The organism is Streptomyces sp. (genome assembly GCF_035645055.1).
Lineage (GTDB): Bacteria > Actinomycetota > Actinomycetes > Streptomycetales > Streptomycetaceae > Streptomyces.
Genome location: NZ_DASQNH010000076.1, coordinates 14907 through 34929, shown reverse-complemented (window position 1 = coordinate 34929; position 20023 = coordinate 14907). Strand labels below are relative to the sequence as shown.

Below are 20023 nucleotides of genomic sequence, written 5' to 3'. Positions count from 1 at the left end.
ACCGGACGACCATGACGTCTTCGAAGCGAAACCGTGCCGAGGCCCTGCCGCAGGACCTCCAGGAAGCGCTCCGCCGCCGGCTGGCCGGACGGGCCGCCGCAGGCGCCCCCGGTGCCGCCGCCCGGCAGGCCATCCCGCACGCCGGCCGCACCCGGCCGCTGCCCCTGTCCTTCGCCCAGCAGCGACTGTGGTTCCTGGACCGGCTGCGCCCCGGCGACGCGCGCTACAACAGCGCCGTCGCGCTGCGCCTCACCGGAGCCCTCGACCACACCGCCCTGTCCGGGGCGCTGGAGCACGTGGTGACGCGGCACGAGGCGCTGCGCACCACGTTCCAGGAGACCGACGGTACTCCCGCGCAGACCGTGCACCCCGCCGGGCCGCTCCCGCTGCCCGTCCGGGACCTGACGGCTCCCGGCGAGGCCGGGGCGGACCTGGACGCGGCTCTGCTGGCCGAGTACGAGCGCCCCTTCGACCTGGGGAGCGGCCCGCTGCTGCGCGCCCTGCTGCTGCGGGAGGCGCCCGACGCGCACGTCCTGCTGCTGACGGCCCATCACATTGTCACCGACGGCTGGTCGATGGGCGTCGTGCTGGAGGAGCTGTGCGCCGCCTACGACGCCCTCGCCCGGGGCGCGCGGCCCGCACTGCCCCCGGTGGCCACGCAGTACCCGGACTTCGCCGTCTGGCAGCGCGAGCAGCTGTCCGGCACCCGGCTGGAGCGCCACCTGGCGCACTGGAAGGAGAAACTGTCGGGGGCGGTCGCACCCGAGCTGCCGCTGGACCGCCCGCGGCGCGGCGAGGAGTCCGGCGCCGGCGCGGTGCACACCTTCGCCGTCCCCGCCGCCACCACGGCACGGCTGCGGAACCTGGCGGCCGAGCAGCACACCACCCTGTTCACCGCTCTGGTCGCCGCCTGCCAGACCCTGCTGGCCCGCTGGTCCGGGCAGGACGACATCACGGTCGGCTCGCTCACCCCCGGACGCGGGCGCACGGACCTGGAGCGGGCCGTCGGGTTCTTCGTCAACACCGTCGCACTGCGCACCCGCGTCGAGACGAGCGCTTCCTTCCGCGAGCTGCTCGCCGCCGCCGCGGACACCGTCAACGACGCCTTCGCGCACGGCGACACGCCGTTCGAGCGGCTGGTGGAGGCCGTCGGCGCGACCCGTGAGGCGGGACGCAACCCCCTGTTCGACGTGATGGTCCTGCTGCACCCCGCGCCGCCCGCCGCACCCGACCCGCACGGCCTGACCGCCTCCCCGGTCGCCGTGCCCCGGCGGGCCGCCACGTTCGACCTGAGCGTGGAGTTCGTCCCCGACGGGGACGGACTGACCGGTCTGCTGGAGTACCGCACCGACCTGTTCGACGCGGCCACCGCCGAGCGCATGGCGGACCAGCTGCTGCGCGCGCTGGACGGCGTCGCCACCGACCCCGACCGGCCGCTCGGCGCCCTGCCCCTGCTCTCACCCGAACAGGAGCGGCAGGTGACACGGGACTGGAACGCCACGGCGCGCTCCGTTCCCGGGGAGACCCTGCCCGAGCTGTTCGCGCGGCAGGCGGCCCGCACCCCGCACGCCACCGCCCTCGTCGCCGGGGACGTCCGTCTCGACTACGCGACGCTCGACGCGCGCGCCGACCGCCTGGCCCGGCACCTGGTGGCCCGCGGCGCGGGCCCCGAGCGCCTGGTCGCCCTCGGACTGCCGCGCACCGCCGACATGATCGTGGCCATCCTCGCCGTCTGGAAGGCAGGCGCCGGCTACCTGCCCCTGGACCCCGCGCTGCCGGAGGACCGGGTGCGGTTCCTGCTGGACGACGCGCGGCCCGTGCTGGTGCTGGACGAAGCCGCACTGCGGGAGGCCGGCGACACCACCGGTGGCCCGCTCACCCCGCCCGACCCCGACACCACCGCCTACGTCATCCACACCTCCGGCTCCACCGGCCGCCCCAAGGGCGTGGCGGTGGCACACAGGTCTCTGGCGAACCTCCTGGCGGGCCACCGCGAGGGCTTCGTCGCCGAGGCGGGCGGCGGGCCGCTTCGGGTGGCGCTGACGGCGTCGTTCTCCTTCGACACCTCGCTGGAGGGCGTGCTGCTGATGGCCGACGGCCACCCGCTGCACCTGGTCGACGAGACGACCCGGCTGGACGCCGCCGCACTGGTCGAGTACGTCGTCGAGCACCGCATCGACTTCCTCGACCTGACCCCCACCTACCTGCGCCAGCTGCTGCCCGCCGGACTGCTCACCGACCCGCGCCACCACCCGCGCGTACTCATGCTCGGCGGCGAGGCCGTCGGGCCCGCCCTGTGGCGGGAGCTGGCCGCGCGGCGGGACGTGGCCGCGTACAACTTCTACGGACCCACCGAGTGCACGGTCGACGCCCTGGCCTGCCGCATCGAGGGCGACGGCCGCCCGACCGTCGGCCGGCCGCTGGCCAACGTGCGCGCCTACGTCCTCGACGACCGGCTCCGGCCGGTGCCGCCCGGTGTCGGCGGCGAGCTGTACCTGGCCGGTGCGCAGCTGGCGCGCGGTTACTCGGGGCGGCCGGGGCTGACGGCCGCGCGGTTCCTGCCCGACCCGTTCGGCCCGCCCGGTGCCCGCATGTACCGCACCGGCGACCTGGCCCGCTGGACCGCCGACGGACGCCTGGACTACCTCGGGCGCGCCGACGACCAGGTCAAGGTGCGCGGCCACCGCATCGAGCCCGGCGAGGTCGAGGCGGCCCTGACGGACCTGCCCGAGGTCGCCGCCGCCGCGGTCGTCGCCGTCACCGACCCGCACGGCCACATCCGGCTCGCCGCCTACCTCGTCCCCGCCGATCACGCCGCGCGGCCCGCCGCGGGCGAGGTGCGGGCGGCGCTGCGGCGGGTGCTGCCCGACCACATGGTGCCGTCCTCCTTCACCGTGCTCGACGCCCTGCCGATGACCGTCAGCGGCAAGGTCGACCGCCGCGCCCTGCCCGCCCCCGACCTCGACGGCGGCGAGCGCGAACGGGAGTTCGTCGCCCCGCGCACCCCCGAGGAGGAGACGCTGGCCCGCGTCTGGGCCGAGGTACTGGGCGCCCGCCGGGTCGGCGTCACCGACAACTTCTTCGAGCTGGGCGGCGACTCCATCCTCAGCATCCAGGCCGTCTCCCGCGCCCGCGCGGCCGGCCTGCACCTGACCTCGCGGGACGTCTTCCGCCACCAGACCGTCGCCGACCTCGCCGCCGCCGCGTCCGTGCGCACCGCCGAGGTGCCCGCGCCCCGGCCGCCGGCCGAACAGGGCCCGGCGCCGCTGACGCCGGTGCAGGAGTGGTTCTTCGCCGCCCACGGCCCGCTGCGCCACTTCAGCATGTCGATGCTGCTGGACCTGCCGTACGACCTGGACGAACCGGCCCTGGAGCGCGCCCTGCGGGCCCTGGTCGCCCACCACCCGGCGCTGCGCACCCGTTTCGCCCGCTCGGGGGACACCTGGCGCCAGCACCCCGTGGAGGGAGCGGCCACCGGCCTGCTCACCCGCCACGACCTCTCCCACGCCGCCGACCCGGCGGCCGCACGCGAACAGGCCGCCGAGGCCGCCCGCGCCGCCCTCGACCCGCAGACCGGCACCCTGCTGCGCGCCGCCCTGCTGTCCCGTCCCGGCGAGCGACCCCAACTGTTCGTCACCGCGCATCACTTGGCGGTGGACAGCGTCTCCTGGCGCATCCTCCTCGCCGACCTCGCCGAGGCCTACCGGCAGGCGTCCCAAGGCGAGACGATCCGGCTGGAGCCCGTCCCCACACCGTTCACCGACTGGGCCGCGCACCTCTCGCGCCGGGTGCGCGACGGCGACCTCGACGCCGACCTGGCGCACTGGACGGCCGAGGCCGCCCAGCCCCGCACCCCACTGCCCGTGGACCGTCCGGGCACCCCGCTCGCCGGCTCGGTCCGCACCCTCGGCACCCGCGTGGACCGCGCCACCACCGAGGCCCTGCTGCGCCAGGTGCCCGCGGTCTACCGCACGCAGGTCAACGACGTGCTGCTCGGCGCGCTGAGCCGGGTCCTGGCCGACTGGGCGGGCGCCGAGCGGGTGACCGTCCTGCTGGAGGGCCACGGCCGCGAGGACGACACGCTGGACCTGTCCCGCACGGTGGGCTGGTTCACCGCCCAGTACCCCGTCACCCTCGCGCCCGCCGGTCCGGCGGGGGCGCCGGACTGGGGTGCCACCCTCAAGGCGGTCAAGGAGCGGCTGCGGGCCGTTCCCCGGCACGGCCTGAGCCACGAGGCCCTGGCCCGCCTCGGCTCGCCCGACCCGGCCGCCCGCGCCCTCCGAGACGTGCCGCTGCCGCAGATCAGCTTCAACTACCACGGCCAGTGGGAGGCCTCCGGCGGCGGGGACTTCGCCCCGGCGGGCGAGGCCCCCGGCCGCGACATCGCCCCCGGCGAGCCGCTGGACCACCTGCTGGACGTCTCCGCCGTGGTGACCGGCGGCGAACTGGAGATCACCTGGCACTACAGCGACCAGGTGCACGACGAGGACACCGTCCGCGCCCTCGCCGACGGCATGACCCGCGCGCTCGCCGCGATCGCCGAGCACTGCGCCCGCCCCGGCGCCGGCGGCCGCACCCCGTCCGACTTCCCGCTGGCCCGCCTCGACCAGGACCGTCTGGACCGGCTGGTCGGCGACGGCCGGGACGTGGAGGACGTCCTGCCGCTGACCCCGCTCCAGGAAGGCATGCTCTTCCACCGGCTGGTCGGCGGCCCCGACGACGTCTACGTCGACCAGGCGGGCCTGCTGCTGGACGGCGTCGCCGACCCGCGCGCCCTCGCCGTCGCCTGGCAGCGCGTCACCGACCGCACACCCGCCCTGCGCACCTGCGTGGTCTGGGAGGACGTGCCGGTGCCCCTCCAGGTCGTGCGCCGGGACGTACGGGTGCCGGTGACCCACCTCGACTGGCGGGACCTGGACGAGGCCGAGCGCGCCGAGCGCCTGGCCCGGCTGCGCGCCGACGACCTGGCCGAAGGCATCGACCTCGCCGCCGCGCCGCTGATGCGGCTGACTTTGATCCGGCTGCCCGGCGCGCGGCTGCACCTGCTGTGGACCTCCCACCACCTGATCCTGGACGGCTGGAGCCTGGCCCAGGTGCTGACCGAGGTGTGCGAGGAGTACGCGGCGCTCACCGCCGGGGCCGAGCCCCGGCCGCCGCTGCGGCGCCCCTTCGGTGACTACGTGCGCTGGCTCGCCGAGCAGGACCCCGACGCGGTACGCGCCCACTGGCAGGGCGTCCTCGCCGGCTTCGCCGCCCCCACCCCGCTGCCCGCCGACCGCCCCCTGCGCGACGCCCACCAGGCCCGCTCCGCGGACGTGTACGCCGCCGGACTGAACGAGGAGACGTCGGCCCGGCTGGCCCGCACCGCGCGCGAGACCGGACTCACCCTCAACACCGTCGTGCAGGGCGCCTGGGCGCTGCTGCTGGCCCGCTACGGCGCCCAGGACGACGTGGTGTTCGGCACCACCGTCTCCGGCCGGCCCGACGACCTGCCCGGCGTCGAGTCCATGGTCGGCATGTTCATCAACACCGTGCCCACCCGCGTCCGCGTCGACGCCGCACGCCCGGCCCGCCAGTGGCTGCGCGAACTCCAGGACGCGCAGGCCGAGTCGAGACGGTTCGCGGCCGTGTCGCTCGCGGAGCTGACCCAGCTGAGCGACGTGCCGTCCGGCAGCCCGCTCTTCCACAGCATGGTCGCCTTCGAGAACTACCCCTTCGACGAGGCCCGCACGGCCGGGTCCGGGATCCGGCTGGCCGAGGTGACCTCCCGCGACGCCACCAACTACCCGCTCGTCCTGCGCGCCTACCACGGCGAACGCCTCGGCTTCGACCTCGCCTACGACCCGGCCCTGTTCGACGCGGCGACCGTCCGCGCGCTCGCCGACCGGCTGTGCCTGCTGCTCACCGAACTGGCCGACGGCCCCGACCGGCCGCTGCGCGCCCTGGCCTGGACGACGGCCGAGGAACGGCGGCGGATGCTCACCGACTGGAACGGCACCGAACGCGGCCGCCCCGCCGAGACGCTGGTGGACCTGTTCGAGGCGCAGGTTGCCCGCACACCCGGCTCCGTCGCCGTCACCTGCGGAACCGAGCGTCTCGACTACGCGACCCTCGACGCACGCGCCGGGCGCCTCGCCCACCGGCTCGCCGAACTCGGCGCCGCGCCAGAGCGGTTCGTCGCCCTCGCCCTGCCCCGCTCCACCGACCAGGTCGTCGCCGTCCTCGCCGTGCTGAAGACCGGGGCGGCCTACCTGCCGATCGATCCGAACTCGCCCGCCGAACGCATCGCCCACCTCCTCGCCGACGCCGCCCCGGTGACCCTGGTGACCACCACCGGCACGGCGGCCCGCGCCGACGGCACCGGTGTGCCCGTCCTGGTGATCGACGACCCGGACACCGAGGCCGACCTCGCCCGGCGCCCGGCCGCCGGCCCCGCCCCGGCCCGCCGGCCGCTCCCGGAGAGCCCCGCCTACGCCATCTACACCTCCGGCTCCACCGGCCGTCCCAAGGGCGTGGTGATCCCGCACGCCAACGTGGTGCGGCTGTTCACCCGCACGAGCCAGTGGTTCGGCTTCGGCCCGGACGACGTGTGGACGCTGTTCCACTCCTACGCGTTCGACTTCTCCGTGTGGGAGCTGTGGGGCCCGCTGCTGCACGGCGGCCGGCTCGTGGTCGTCCCCGAGGAGACCGCCCGCTCGCCCGAGGACTTCCTGCGGCTGCTGGCCGACGAGCAGGTCACCGTCCTCAACCAGACACCGTCCGCGTTCTACCCGCTCATCCGCGCCGACGCCGAACACCCCGGGACCGGCGCCCGCTTCGCGCTGCGCACGGTGATCTTCGGCGGCGAGGCCCTGGACGTCGGCCGGCTCGCCGACTGGTGGGCACGCCATCCGGCCGCCGCCCCGCGCCTGGTCAACATGTACGGCATCACCGAGACCACCGTGCACGTCACCCACGCCCCGCTCGACCCCGCCACCGCCGCGGGCGGCCCCGCCGGCCCGATCGGCGTGGCCATCCCCGACCTGCGCGTGTACGTGCTCGACGCGGACCTGGCACCCGTGCCCCCGGGCGCGACCGGCGAACTGTACGTGGCGGGGGAGGGCCTGGCCCGCGGCTACCTGGGCCGCCCCGGCCTGACCGCCACCCGTTTCCTCGCCGACCCGTTCGGCCCGGCCGGCAGCCGCATGTACCGCACCGGCGACCGGGCGAAGTGGCGGCCCGACGGCACCCTGGAGTACCTGGGCCGCGCGGACGCCCAGGTGAAGATCCGCGGCTACCGCATCGAACCCGGGGAGATCGAGGCCGCCCTGCACACCCACCCCGGCGTCGCCGAGGCCGCGGTCGGCGTGTTCGAGGACGCCTCCGGCACCCGCCGGCTCGTGGCGCACGTCGTCGGCTCCGCCGGCGCGACACCCCCGGCGGCCGAGTTGCGCGCCCATCTGGAGCGGCTGCTGCCCGCCCACATGGTGCCCGCCGCCTATGTGCCGATGGACGCGCTGCCGCTCACCGTCAACGGCAAGCTCGACCGGCGCGCCCTGCCCGCTCCGACGGCGGACGGCTACGCCGCCGGCACCGACCGGACCCCGCCGCGCACCCCCGCCGAACGGGCGGTCGCCGCCGCCTGGGCGGACGTGCTGGGGGTCGAGGAGGTGCACGCAGGGGACGACTTCTTCGCGCTCGGCGGCGACTCCATCCTCGCCGTCCGCGTCACCGCCCGGCTGCGCGCCGCGTTCGGCCCCGACGTCTCCCCGAGGCTGCTGTTCACCCGCCGCACGGTGTCCGCGCTCGCCACCGAGCTGGGCGAACCGGCCGGCGGCGCGCCCGCCCCCGGGGCCGACGCGATACCGGCGACCGCCCCGCAGACCCCGGCTCCGCTGTCGTACGCCCAGCAGCGCCTGTGGTTCCTCGACCGGTTCGAGCCCGGCAGCACCGAGCACACGACGCTGTCCGTGCTGCGCCTGCGCGGCCCGCTCGACGAGGGCGCCCTGCGCACCGCCCTGGACGGCCTGGTCGCCCGGCACGAGGCACTGCGCACCACCTTCGCCGAACAGGACGGACAGGCCTGGCAGCTGGTGCACCCGCCGCACCCGGTCACCCTGACCGTGGACGACCTCACCACCGCACCCGACCCCCGGGCGGCGCTGGAGGAGCTGCTGGAGCGCGAGGCCGCCACGCCCTTCGACCTGGCGGCCGGGCCGCTGCTGCGCGCCCGCCTGGCCCGCACGGCGGCCGACGAGCACGTGCTGGCCCTCGCCGTCCACCACATCGTGACCGACGGCTGGTCGCTCGGCGTCCTCGGCCGGGACCTGGGCGAGCTGTACACGGCGGCCCACGAAGGCCGCCGCCCCGAACTTCCCGAGCTGCCCGTCCGGTACGCCGACCACGCCGCCTGGCAGCGCGCCCGCACCGAACAGGCCGAGCGGCAACTCGCCCACTGGCGCGAGCAGCTGGACGGCGTACCGCCGCTGGAGCTGCCGACCGACCGGCCGCGCCCCGCCGTACGGACCCGGGACGGCGCGCTCGTGACCTTCACCCTGCCCGCCGAGCTGACCGACCGGCTGCGCGAGCGGGGCCGGGAGGCCGACGCGACCCTCTACATGACGCTGCTGACCGCGTGCACGGTCCTGCTGTCCCGCTGGGCCGACCAGGACGACTTCGCCGTCGGCACCGTCACCGCGGGCCGCGAGCGTCCTGAACTGCACGACGTCGTCGGCATGTTCGTGAACACCCTGGTGCTGCGCAACCGGGTGCGCCCCGGTGTGTCGTTCCGCGCGCTGCTGGAGGAGGTGCGCGGCACCGTCCTGGACGCGTTCGCCCACCAGGACGTGCCCTTCGAGCGGCTGGTGGACGCCCTCCAGCCCGAGCGGGACACCAGCCGCACCCCCCTGTTCCAGGTCATGGTCGCCCTGCACAACCTGGGCGCCGAGGCCCCCGCGCTGCCGGGCCTGGACGCCGAACCGGTCCTGCCGCCGGTCCGGCACGCCACCTTCGACCTGGCCTTCGACTTCGTGGAGGGCGACGACGGCGTCACCGGCCACCTGGAGTACAACACCGGCCTGTTCGACGAGGACACCGTCCGCCGCCTGGCCGCCCGGCTGCGGCTGCTGCTGGAAGCGGCGGTGCGGGACCCCGGCCGGGACGTACGGACGCTGGAGCTGATGACCGCCGGCGAACGGCGGCGGGTGCTGCAGGACTCGCGGGGACCCCACCTCACCGTCCCGGAGACCACCTTCCCCGCGCTGTTCGAGGCGCAGGCCGCCCGCACCCCGCACGTCACGGCGCTGGTGGCACGGGACGCCACCCTCGACTTCGCCGCCCTGAACGAGCGCGCGAACCGGCTCGCCCACCACCTGCTGGCCCAGGGTGTCGGCCCCGAGCGGGTGGTCGCCGTACGGCTGCCGCGCACCTCCGACCTGATGGTGGCGGTCCTCGCCGTGGCCAAGGCGGGCGGCACCCTGCTGTGCCTGGAGCCGGACCTGCCCGGGGAACGCCTCGCCCGTCTCCTCGCGGACGCGTCCCCGCACACCGTGCTGACCGCCGACACGCTGCGCGACACCCCATGGGACCGGCTGCCCGCCCACAACCCCACCGACCGCGACCGCCCGGCCCCGCTGCGCCCGGACCACGCCGCCTACATCGTCTACACCTCCGGCTCCACCGGCCGTCCCAAGGGCGTCGTCGTCGAACACCGCCACCTGGTCAACCTCTGCCACGACCACCGTGAAGGGCTCGTCACCCCGCACACCGCGGACGGGCGGCGGCTGCGCGCCGCGCTCAGCGCCTCCTTCTCCTTCGACACCTCCTGGGAAGGCCCGCTGCTGCTCACCCTCGGCCAGGAGGTCCACCTCGTCGACGAGGACGTCCGCCTGGACCCCGAGGCGTTCTGCGCACAGATCTCCGAACGACGCCTGGACCTGGTCAACGTCACCCCGTCCTTCCTGCGCGAACTCCTCGCCGCGGGACTCCTCGAGCCCGGCCGCCACCACCCGCGCGTCCTGCTCGTCGGCGGCGAGGCGACAGGTCCGGACACCTGGCGGGAGCTGTACGGCGCCGCCGAACTGGGCGTCACCGCCTACAACATGTACGGCCCCACCGAGTGCACCGTCGACGCCACCTACGGGCGCGTCACCGACCGCCCCGACCGGCCGGTCATCGGGCGGCCCGGCCGCAACCTGCGCGCCTATGTCCTCGACGGCGCCCTGCGCCCGGTGCCGCCCGGTGTGCCCGGCGAGCTGTACCTCGCCGGCGCGCAGGTGGCCCGCGGCTACCTGAACCGCCCCGGCCTGACCGCCGCGCGCTTCCTCGCCGACCCCTTCGGCGCGCCGGGGGAGCGGATGTACCGCACCGGCGACCGCGCCCGCCGGGACGGGAACGGCCTGCTGGAGTTCCTGGGCCGCGCCGACGAGCAGATCAAGATCCGCGGGTTCCGCATCGAACCCGGCGAGGTCGAGGCCGCGCTGCTCGCCCACCCGGAGGTGGCCGAAGCCGTCGTGACGGCACGCGAGCACGCGGGCCGGCTCATGCTCGTGGCCTACCTGGTGCCCGCCGGGCCCACCGCCCCGACCGCGGACGAGCTGCGCCTCGCGCTGCGGCGCACCCTGCCGGACCACATGGTGCCCGCGGCGTACGTGCCGCTGGCCCGGATCCCGCGCACCACCAGTGGCAAGACCGACCGGCGCGCCCTGCCCGCCCCGCCCGCGCAGCCCGACCCCGCCACCACGTACGTGGCACCCCGCCCCGGCACCGAGGAGACGCTCGCCGCGATCTGGGCGGAGGTCCTGCGGGTCGAACGGGTGGGCGCGCGGGACAACTTCTTCGCCCTCGGCGGCGACTCCATCCTCAGCATCCAGATCGTCGCCAGGGCCCGCCAGGCCGGGCTCGCGCTGACCACCAAGGACGTCTTCCTCCACCAGACCGTCGCCGAACTCGCCCTGCGCGTCACCGAGCCGGCGCCGGTCACGGCGGAGACGACCGCGCCCGCCGAGGCACCCCTGACCCCCATCCAGCACTGGTACCTCGACGGCCGCCACCCCGGCGACCCGCTGCGCTTCACCATGTCGCAGCGCCTGGAACTGGCCCCCGGCACCGACCTGTCCGCGCTGCGCGCCGCCGCGGACGCCCTCGTACGCCACCATCCGGCGCTGCGCACCCGCTTCCGCCGCACCGAGGACGGCTGGCGCCAGGAGATCCTGCCCGACGCCCCGGACGGCACCGTCACCCACCACGACATGACCGGCCTCGACGGCCCCGCCCTGGAGGCCGAGGCGGCCCGCCTCGCGGACGAGGCCCGCGCCTCGCTCGACCCCGCCGAGGGCCGCGTGGCGCGCGCCCTGATCTGGGACCGCGGCCCGGACCTGCCCGCGCAACTGCTCGTCACCGTCCACCACTTGGTGATCGACGGCGTCTCCTGGCGGATCCTGCTGGCCGATCTGGAGACCGCCCACCGGCAGGCCGCCGCCGGACGCCCGGTCGAGCTGCCGCCGGCCACCACCGCGTACGGCCACTGGGCGACCAGGCTGGAGGCGCACACCCGGTCCGGCGCCCTGGACGGCGACCTCGACCACTGGCGCCGGACCGCGGCGGCCCCGGCCGGCCTGCCCGCCGGCCGGCCCGGCCCCAACACCCACGGCACCGCCGCCACGCTCACGGTGGAACTGGAGCCGCAGACGACCCAGGCCCTGCTGCGCCAGGTCCCGGAGGTCTACCGCACCCAGGTCAACGACGTCCTGCTCAGTGCCCTCGGCCGCACCCTGGCCCGCTGGTGCGGGCGCGAGAGCGTGCTGGTCGGCGTGGAGGGCCACGGCCGCGAGGATCTCTTCGACGACGTGGACCTGTCCCGGACGGTCGGCTGGTTCACCGCCGAGTTCCCCCTCGCGCTGAACGTCGCCCCCGACGCCGACTGGCACGACATCCTGCGCTCGGTCAAGGAGCAGCTGCGCGCGGTGCCCCTGCGCGGCCTGAGCCACGGCGCGCTGCGCCACCTGCTGCCCGACAGCCCGCTGGCCGGTGCCCCGGCACCGCGGGTCGGCTTCAACTACCACGGCCAGTGGGACGCCGACGGCGGCGGCAGCGGCAGCGGCCTGTACGGCGCCGCCCTGCCCCCGGCCGGCTCCGACACCGACCCCGACGCCCCCCGGCCCTACCTGCTGGACATCACCGGGGTGGTCCAGGACGGCCGGCTCGAACTCGGCTGGACCTACCCGCCGGCCGTCTACGACGAGTCCACCGTCCGCGCGCTCGCCGAGGAGATGTGCGCGGCGCTGCGTGAGATCGCCGCCCACTGCGCCCGCCCCGGCGCGGGCGGCCGCACCCCGTCGGACTTCCCGCTCGCCGGGCTCGGGCAGGCGGAGCTGGACCGCCTCGTGGGCGACGGCCGGGACGTGGCGGACGTCCTGCCGCTGACACCGCTGCAGGCCGGCATGCTCTTCCACGGCCTGGTGGACACGGCGGGCGCCTACTCCGACCGGGTGGCCGTACGACTGTCGGGGGTGACCGACCCGCAGGCCTTCGCCGCCGCGTGGCAGCAGGTCGCCGACCGCACCGAGGCCCTGCGCACCAGCGTCCACTGGCAGGGCCTGCCGCATCCCGTGCAGGTCGTGCACCGGCGCGTGGAGCTGCCCGTCACCCACCTGGACTGGCGGAAACTGACGCCCGAACAGCGCGCGGGCAGGACCGAGGAACTGCTGGCCGCCGACCGCGCGGCGAGCATGGACCTGACCGCCGCACCCCTCACACGCATCACCCTGGCCGCGCTGCCCGGCGACGAGATCCTGCTGCTCTGGTCCTCCCACCACCTGATCCTGGACGGCTGGAGCACCGGACAACTGCTCACCGAGGTGTGCGAGCGCTACGCCGCGCTCACCGGCGGCCGAGAGGCCCCCGCACCGGTCCGGCGCCCGTTCGCCGACTTCCTGCGCTGGCTGCGCGACCAGGACGACAGCGCGGCCGAGACCCACTGGGCCGGCCTCCTCGCCGGCTTCCCGGCCCGCACCCCGCTGCCCTACGACCGCACACCGGCCGAGCAGCACCGCGCCCGCGCCGCCGCCGTGGCGCACCGGCAGCTGGACGAGCACGTCTCGGCACGGCTGCGGCAGACGGCCGCCCGGGCCGGACTGACGGTGAACACCGTGATCGAGGGCGCCTGGGCGCTGCTGCTGGCCCGCCACGGCGGCCGCGACGACGTCGTGTTCGGCACCACCGTCTCCGGGCGCCCGGCCGAACTGCCCGGCGTGGAGTCGATGATCGGCATGTTCATCAACACCGTGCCCACCCGTGTCCGGGTCGCGGGCGGGGGAGCGGCGACCTGGCTGCGGGAGGTGCAGGAGCGGCAGAGCGACGCCCGCCGCTTCGACTTCCTCGCCCTGCCCCGCATCCAGGCGCTGAGCGGGATACCGGCGGGTGAGTCGCTGTTCGACAGCATGGTGGTGTTCGAGAACTATCCCGTCGACGAGTCCGCCACGGCCCGCACGGGCGTGCGGGTCGAGGAGGTACGCGCCGACGACGCGCCGACCTTCCCGCTGTGCCTGCGCGCCCACCTCGGCGACCGGCTCGGCCTCGACCTCGCCTACGACGCCGCCCTGTTCGACCCGGACACGGCCGAACGCCTCGCCGACCGGCTCGCGGTCGTCCTGCGCGCCCTCGCCGACGCCATCGAGGCGGACGCGGACGTGACCGGCCTGGAGCCGCTGACCGAGGACGACCACGCCCTGCTGGCGCGGTGGAACGTCACCGCCCGGGGGACGGCGCCGGACAGCCCCGTCGAACTCTTCGCCGGGCAGGCCCGCCGTACCCCCGACGCGCCCGCGCTGCGCGACGGCGACACGGAGCTGACCTACCGCCGCCTCGACGAGTGGTCCGACGCCGTGGCCTCCCGGCTCCTCACCGACGGCCTGCGGGCCGAGGACCGGGTGGCGCTGCTGATGGACCGCGGCGCCGAACTCGTCGTCGCCCAGCTCGCCGTCCTCAAGGCGGGCGGCGCCTACGTCCCGGTGGACGCCCGCGCCCCCGAGGACCGCCGGCGCACGCTGATCGACCGGGCGGGCGCCACGGTCCGGCTGACCGCCGCGGACATCGCCGCCGCGCGCACCCCGGTGCCGGGCGCTCCCGCTCCCGCCCCCGCGGACGCCGACCGACTCGCGTACGTGATGTTCACGTCCGGGTCGACCGGCGAACCCAAGGCGGTCGCGGTACGCCACCGTGACGTGGCCGCCCTCGCCACCGACAGCCGCTTCACCGGCGGGGTGTGCGACCGGGTGCTGCTGCACTCCCCGGTGGCCTTCGACGCCGCCACCTTCGAGGTGTGGGCGCCCCTGCTCAACGGCGGCTGCGTCGTCGTGGCGCCCGCGCGGCCGCTGGACGCGGCACTGCTGCGGAGCCTGGTCCGCGACGGCGGCCTGAGCGCGCTGTGGCTGACCGCCGGCCTCTTCCGGCTGCTGGCGCAGGACGCACCGGACTGCCTCACCGGTCTGCGCCAGGTGTGGACCGGCGGTGACGTGGTGCCCGCCGCGGCCGTGCGCCGCGTCCTGGCCGCCTGCCCCGGCCTGACCGTCGTGGACGGCTACGGCCCCACCGAGACGACGACGTTCGCGACGTCCTTCGCGCTCACCGACGCGACCGCCGTCCCCGGCACCGTGCCCATCGGCCACCCGCTCGACGACCTGCGCGTGCACGTTCTCGACAGCCGGCTGCGGCCCGTACCGCCGGGCTGCGCCGGCGAGCTGTACATCGCGGGCGAGGGTGTGGCCCGCGGCTACCTGGGCCGTCCCGGCGACACCGCGGCCCGCTTCCTCGCCGACCCCGCCGGCCCCCCCGGCAGCCGCATGTACCGCACCGGCGACCTGGCCCGCCGCCGCCCCGACGGCACCGTCGAGTTCCTGGGCCGCGCCGACGACCAGGTGAAGATCCGCGGTTTCCGCGTCGAGCCCGGCGAGGTGGAGGCGGCCCTCGCGGCGCACCCCGGCGTCACCGACGTGACGGTGCTGGCCCGCGAGGACCGGCCCGGCAGCCGGCGCCTGGTGGCCTACGTGGTCGGCACCGAGGACGCCACCGCGCTGCGGGAGTTCGCCCGGCGCTCGCTGCCCGACTACCTCGTCCCGTCGGCGTTCGTCGCCCTGCCCGCGCTGCCGCTCAGCCGCAACGGCAAGGTCGACCGGGCGGCGCTCCCGGCGCCCGAGCCCGTGGGCGGTGACCGGCAGGGCGCTGCGGCCGAGCCGCGCACCGACGCCGAGCGCCGCGCCGCGGACGTCTTCGCCGAAGTCCTCTCCGTGCCGCGCCCCGGGGTGGAGGACGACTTCTTCCAGCTGGGCGGTGACTCCATCCTCAGCATCCGGCTGGCCGCCCGCCTGGGCGAGGAGTTCGGCACCGGCCTGTCCCCGCGGGCGGTGTTCACCCACCCCACCCCCGCCGCCCTCGCCGCCCTGCTCACCGGGGAACGCTCCGGAGCGGCCCCGCCCGCCGCGATCGTCCCGGTCACCCGTGACACACCCGCCCCGATGTCCTACGCCCAGCAACGCCTGTGGTTCCTGGAGGAGTTCGCGCCCGGCAGCGGCGAGTACGTCACGGCGCTGGCCCTGCGCCTGCGCGGCCGGCTCGACGTGCCCGCCCTCACCGCGGCCCTGCGCGCCCTGGTCGAACGGCACGAGGCGCTGCGCACCACGTTCGACGCGGTGGACGGCCACGGTGTGCAGATCGTCCACCCGGCGCGGGAGGTCCCCCCGACCCTGCACGACCTGTCGGCGCTCGCGGACAGCGACCGCGCGGTCCGGCTGGCGGAACTGCTGGAGGCCGAACGCGCCCGCACCTTCGACCTGCGGCGCGGCCCGCTCCTGCACACGGGCCTGATCAGGCTCACGGACGACGAGCACGTCCTGACGCTGACCCTGCATCACATCGTCACCGACGGCTGGTCCACGGGGGTGCTCGCCGGAGACCTCGCCCACTTCTACCGCGCACAAGTGGACGGGAGCGATGGTGAGTTGCCGCCGCTGCCGGTGCAGTACGCCGACTACGCCCACTGGCAGCGCGGGCGCGGCACGGACGACCACCTCGCGTACTGGAAGGAGCACCTGGCCGGTCTGGAGACGCTGGACCTGCCCACCGACCGGCCGCGTCCGGCGGTGCGCACCCACGACGGCGCCACCGTGCGCCTCGTCCTGCCCCGCGACACGACCCACCGCCTCATCCGGGTGGGCCGGGACCGCCAGGCCACCCTGTTCACCACGCTGGTCGCCGCCGCGCAGGCCTACCTGGCCCGCCTGACCGGCGGCGAGGACATCACCGTCGGTACCGTCACCTCCGGCCGGGACCGCGCCGAGACCCAGCACCTCGTCGGGTTCTTCGTCAACACCCTCGTCCTGCGCTCCCGCGTCGAACCCGACCGCCCCTTCCCCGAGTTCCTCAGCGAGGTCCGCGGAACCGTACTGGACGCCTTCGCCCACCAGGAGGCGCCGTTCGAGCAGGTGGTGGACGAGGTGCAGCCGGTCCGCGACACCAGCCGCACCCCCCTGTTCCAGGTCATGGTGGTCCTGCAGAACGCCCCGGCCGCCGCTCTCGACCTGCCCGGCATCGAGGTCACCGACATCGACACCGAGCTGCGGCACGCGGCGTTCGACCTCACCCTGGAGTTCGCCGAGACCGGCACCGGGGAACTGCACGGACTGCTCACCTACAACACCGATCTGTTCGACACGGCCACCGCCGAACGCATGGCCGACCAGCTCGGCACGCTTCTGACCGCCGTCGCCGACGATCCCGACCGGCCCCTGGGAGCTCTGCCCCTCGCCACCGACGAGACGCTCAAGGCCGTCCTCGACCAGGGACGCGGCACCGCCCGCCCGGTCCCGGCGGCGACCCTGCCCGAGCTGTTCGAACGGCAGGCCGCCCACACCCCCGACGCCGTCGCCCTGGCCGACGCCGACGGCCGCGAGCTGACGTACGCGCAGGTCGAACGCGCCGCCAACCGGCTGGCCCACCGGCTCATCGCCCAGGGTGTGGGACCCGAGCGGATCGTGGCCCTCGCCCTGCCCCGCAGCGCGGAGACGGTGGTGGCCCAGCTCGCCGTGGCCAAGGCCGGCGGCGCCTTCCTGCCCGTCGACCCGGACTATCCCGAGCAGCGCCGGGACTTCATGCTGCGCGACGCGGGAGCCTGGCTCGTCCTGGACGACCCCGCCGCCGTATGGGACGCGGACGGCCCGGACACCGCGCCCACGGACACCCACCGCACGGCCGCGCTGACCGTCGGCCACCCGGCGTACGTGATCTACACCTCCGGTTCGACCGGCACACCCAAGGGGGTGACGGTGACACACCGCGGCCTCGCCGCCTTCGCCGCGGCCGCCGCCGACCGCTACGACACGGGCCTCGGCGACCGGGTCCTGCAGTTCGCCTCGCCCAGCTTCGACGCCTCCGTGCTGGAGCTGTGCGTGTCCCTGCTGAGCGGAGCCACCCTGATCACCGGGGAGGAAGGCCCGCTCGTCGGCGAGCGGCTCGCCCAAGTCCTCGCCGAGCGGCGCGTCAGCCACACGCTGATCCCGCCGGCCGCCCTGGCCACGGTCGCCCCCGAGACCGCCGGCACCCTGCCGCACCTGCGCACCCTCATCGTCGGCGCCGAGGCATGCCCCGCCCACCTCGTCGAACGGTGGGCCCCCGGCCGACGGATGATCAACTCCTACGGCCCGACCGAGGCCACCGTCGTCACCACCTGGACCGGCCCGCTCGCCCCGGGCACGGGCGCCCCGCCGATCGGCCGCCCGGCCGGCGCCACCCGCGTCCACGTCCTCGACGCGGCGCTGCGCCCCGTCCCGCCCGGCGTCACCGGCGAACTGTACGTCGCCGGACCCGGACTGGCCCGCGGCTACCTCAACCGGCCCGGCCTGACCGCCTCCCGCTTCGTCGCCGACCCGTTCGGCGCGCCCGGCGAGCGGATGTACCGCACCGGCGACCTGGCCCGCTGGGACTCCCACGGCGAGCTGCGCTTCGCCGGTCGCGCCGACGACCAGGTCAAACTGCGCGGCTTCCGTATCGAACCCGGAGAGATCGAGAGCGCGCTGCGCCGCAGCCCGCGGGTGCGCGACGCGGTGGTCACCGTGCGCGGCGGCGGCAGCGACCCGGACGGCCGCTCCGGCGGACGGCTGGTGGCCTACGTCGTACCCGCCGAGGGCGGCCCGGAGGAACTGCCGGTGCCCGAGCTGCGCGACCACCTCGCCGGGCTGCTCCCACCGCACATGATCCCGTCGGCGTTCGTGCCGCTCGCGCACCTGCCGCTCACCCCGAACGGCAAGTCCGACCGGGGCGCCCTGCCCGAACCCGGCCCCGCGCACACCGCGACCGGGCCGCACACGGCGCCGCGCACCGACACCGAACGCCGCATCGCCCGCATCTGGGCCGACGTCCTCGGCGTGGCGGACGTCGGCGCGCACGACAACTTCTTCCACCTCGGCGGCGACTCCATCCTGAGCATGCAGGTCGTCTCACGGCTGCGACGCGACGGACTGCACCTGACCACCCGAGACCTGTTCACCCACCAGACGGTCGCCGAACTGGCCACCGTCGTCACCGGCGCGCCCCGGCACTCCGGGGACGAAGCGGTGAGCGGAGAGGTGCCGCTCACCCCCATCCAGGAGTGGTTCCTGACCAGCCCGCGCGCCAGCCACGGCCACTTCAACCAGTCACTGCTCCTCGAACTCGCCGCCGAGGTGGACGCGGCCGCCCTGGAAACGGCCCTGAACGCCCTGCTCGACCACCACGACGCCCTGCGCATGCGCTTCACCGCCGGCCAGGACGGCTGGCACCAGTTCAACCCGCCGACGACCGACACCGACCGCGACCGGCTCCTGACCCGTCACGACCTCGGCGGACTGGCCCCCGCCGAGGCCGACGCGGCGATGGAGAAGGCCGCCGACGACCTGCACACCGGCTTCGACCTGGCACGCGGCCCGCTGCTGCGGGCGGCCCTGTTCACCGGCGACGCCGGCCGGCCCGCCTTCCTCCTCCTGGTCGCCCACCACCTGGTCGTGGACGCCGTGTCCTGGCGCATCCTGCGCGACGACCTGGAGGCCGCCTACCGGCAGGCCGCCCAGGGCGGACCCGTCGCGCTGGGGGAGCGCACCACCTCCTTCCGCGACTGGGCGCGAGGCCTCGCCGCGCACGTCGCGTCCGGCGCACTCGACCACGAACTGCCCTACTGGGAACGGGCGGTGAACACCGGACCGCTGCCGGCCGAGACATCGGCCGCTCCGCGGACGGCCGTCACCGACACGCTCACCGTCGAACTGGACGAGGCGGACACCGAGGCGCTGCTGCGCGCCGCACCGACCGCCTACCGCACCCGCGTCAACGACGTGCTGCTCGCCGCTCTCGCTCTCGCCCTGGCCCGCTGGACCGGCCGCGAGGAGGTCCGCCTCGACCTGGAGGGGCACGGCCGCGAGGACGTCCTCGACGACGTGGACCTGACCCGCACGGTCGGCTGGTTCACCACCGTCCACCCGGTCGCCCTCCAGGTGCCCGACCCCGCCGACCTCGGGCCCGCCCGGGACTGGCGGACCCTGGTGAAGTCGGTGCGCCGCCAGCTGCGTGCCGTGCCCGGCAACGGGCTGGGCTTCGGCGCGCTGCGCACCTTCGGCCCGCCCGAGGTGCGCGAGCGGCTCGGACGGGCCGCGCACGGGCAGGTCGTCTTCAACTACCTCGGGCAGTGGGACGCCCGCCCCGAGAATCCCGGAGACGGCCTGGTGCGCGCGGAACACGGCTCGTTCGGCCGGCACCACGACCCGCGCGACAGCGGCTCCCACCCGTTGGAGATCGTCGGCGCGGTCCAGCGCGGCCGGCTGTCCTTCACCTGGCACCACCGGCCCGCCCTGCACGCCACCGACACCGTGCGCGCCGTCGCCGAGGACTTCGCCCAGGCCCTGCGCCACATCGCCCACCACGCCCGCGACCGCCGGTGAGGCCCCGCCCCGTGGGCCGCGCCCCACCACCGCACACCGCACGACCAGCCGTTCCCAGCCATCCTTCACACCCTTCACGACCC

Annotated in this window: 1 protein-coding gene; it reads left to right on the top strand. The window is 75.9% G+C overall.

Features of this window, described 5'->3' with window-relative positions; genetic code table 11:
- Nucleotides 1-11: 11 nt before the first annotated feature.
- Entirely contained in the window at nucleotides 12-19940 is a 19929-nt protein-coding gene (locus tag VE614_RS24250) for a non-ribosomal peptide synthase/polyketide synthase (protein WP_324940980.1), read from the top strand.
- Nucleotides 19941-20023 lie beyond the last annotated feature (83 nt).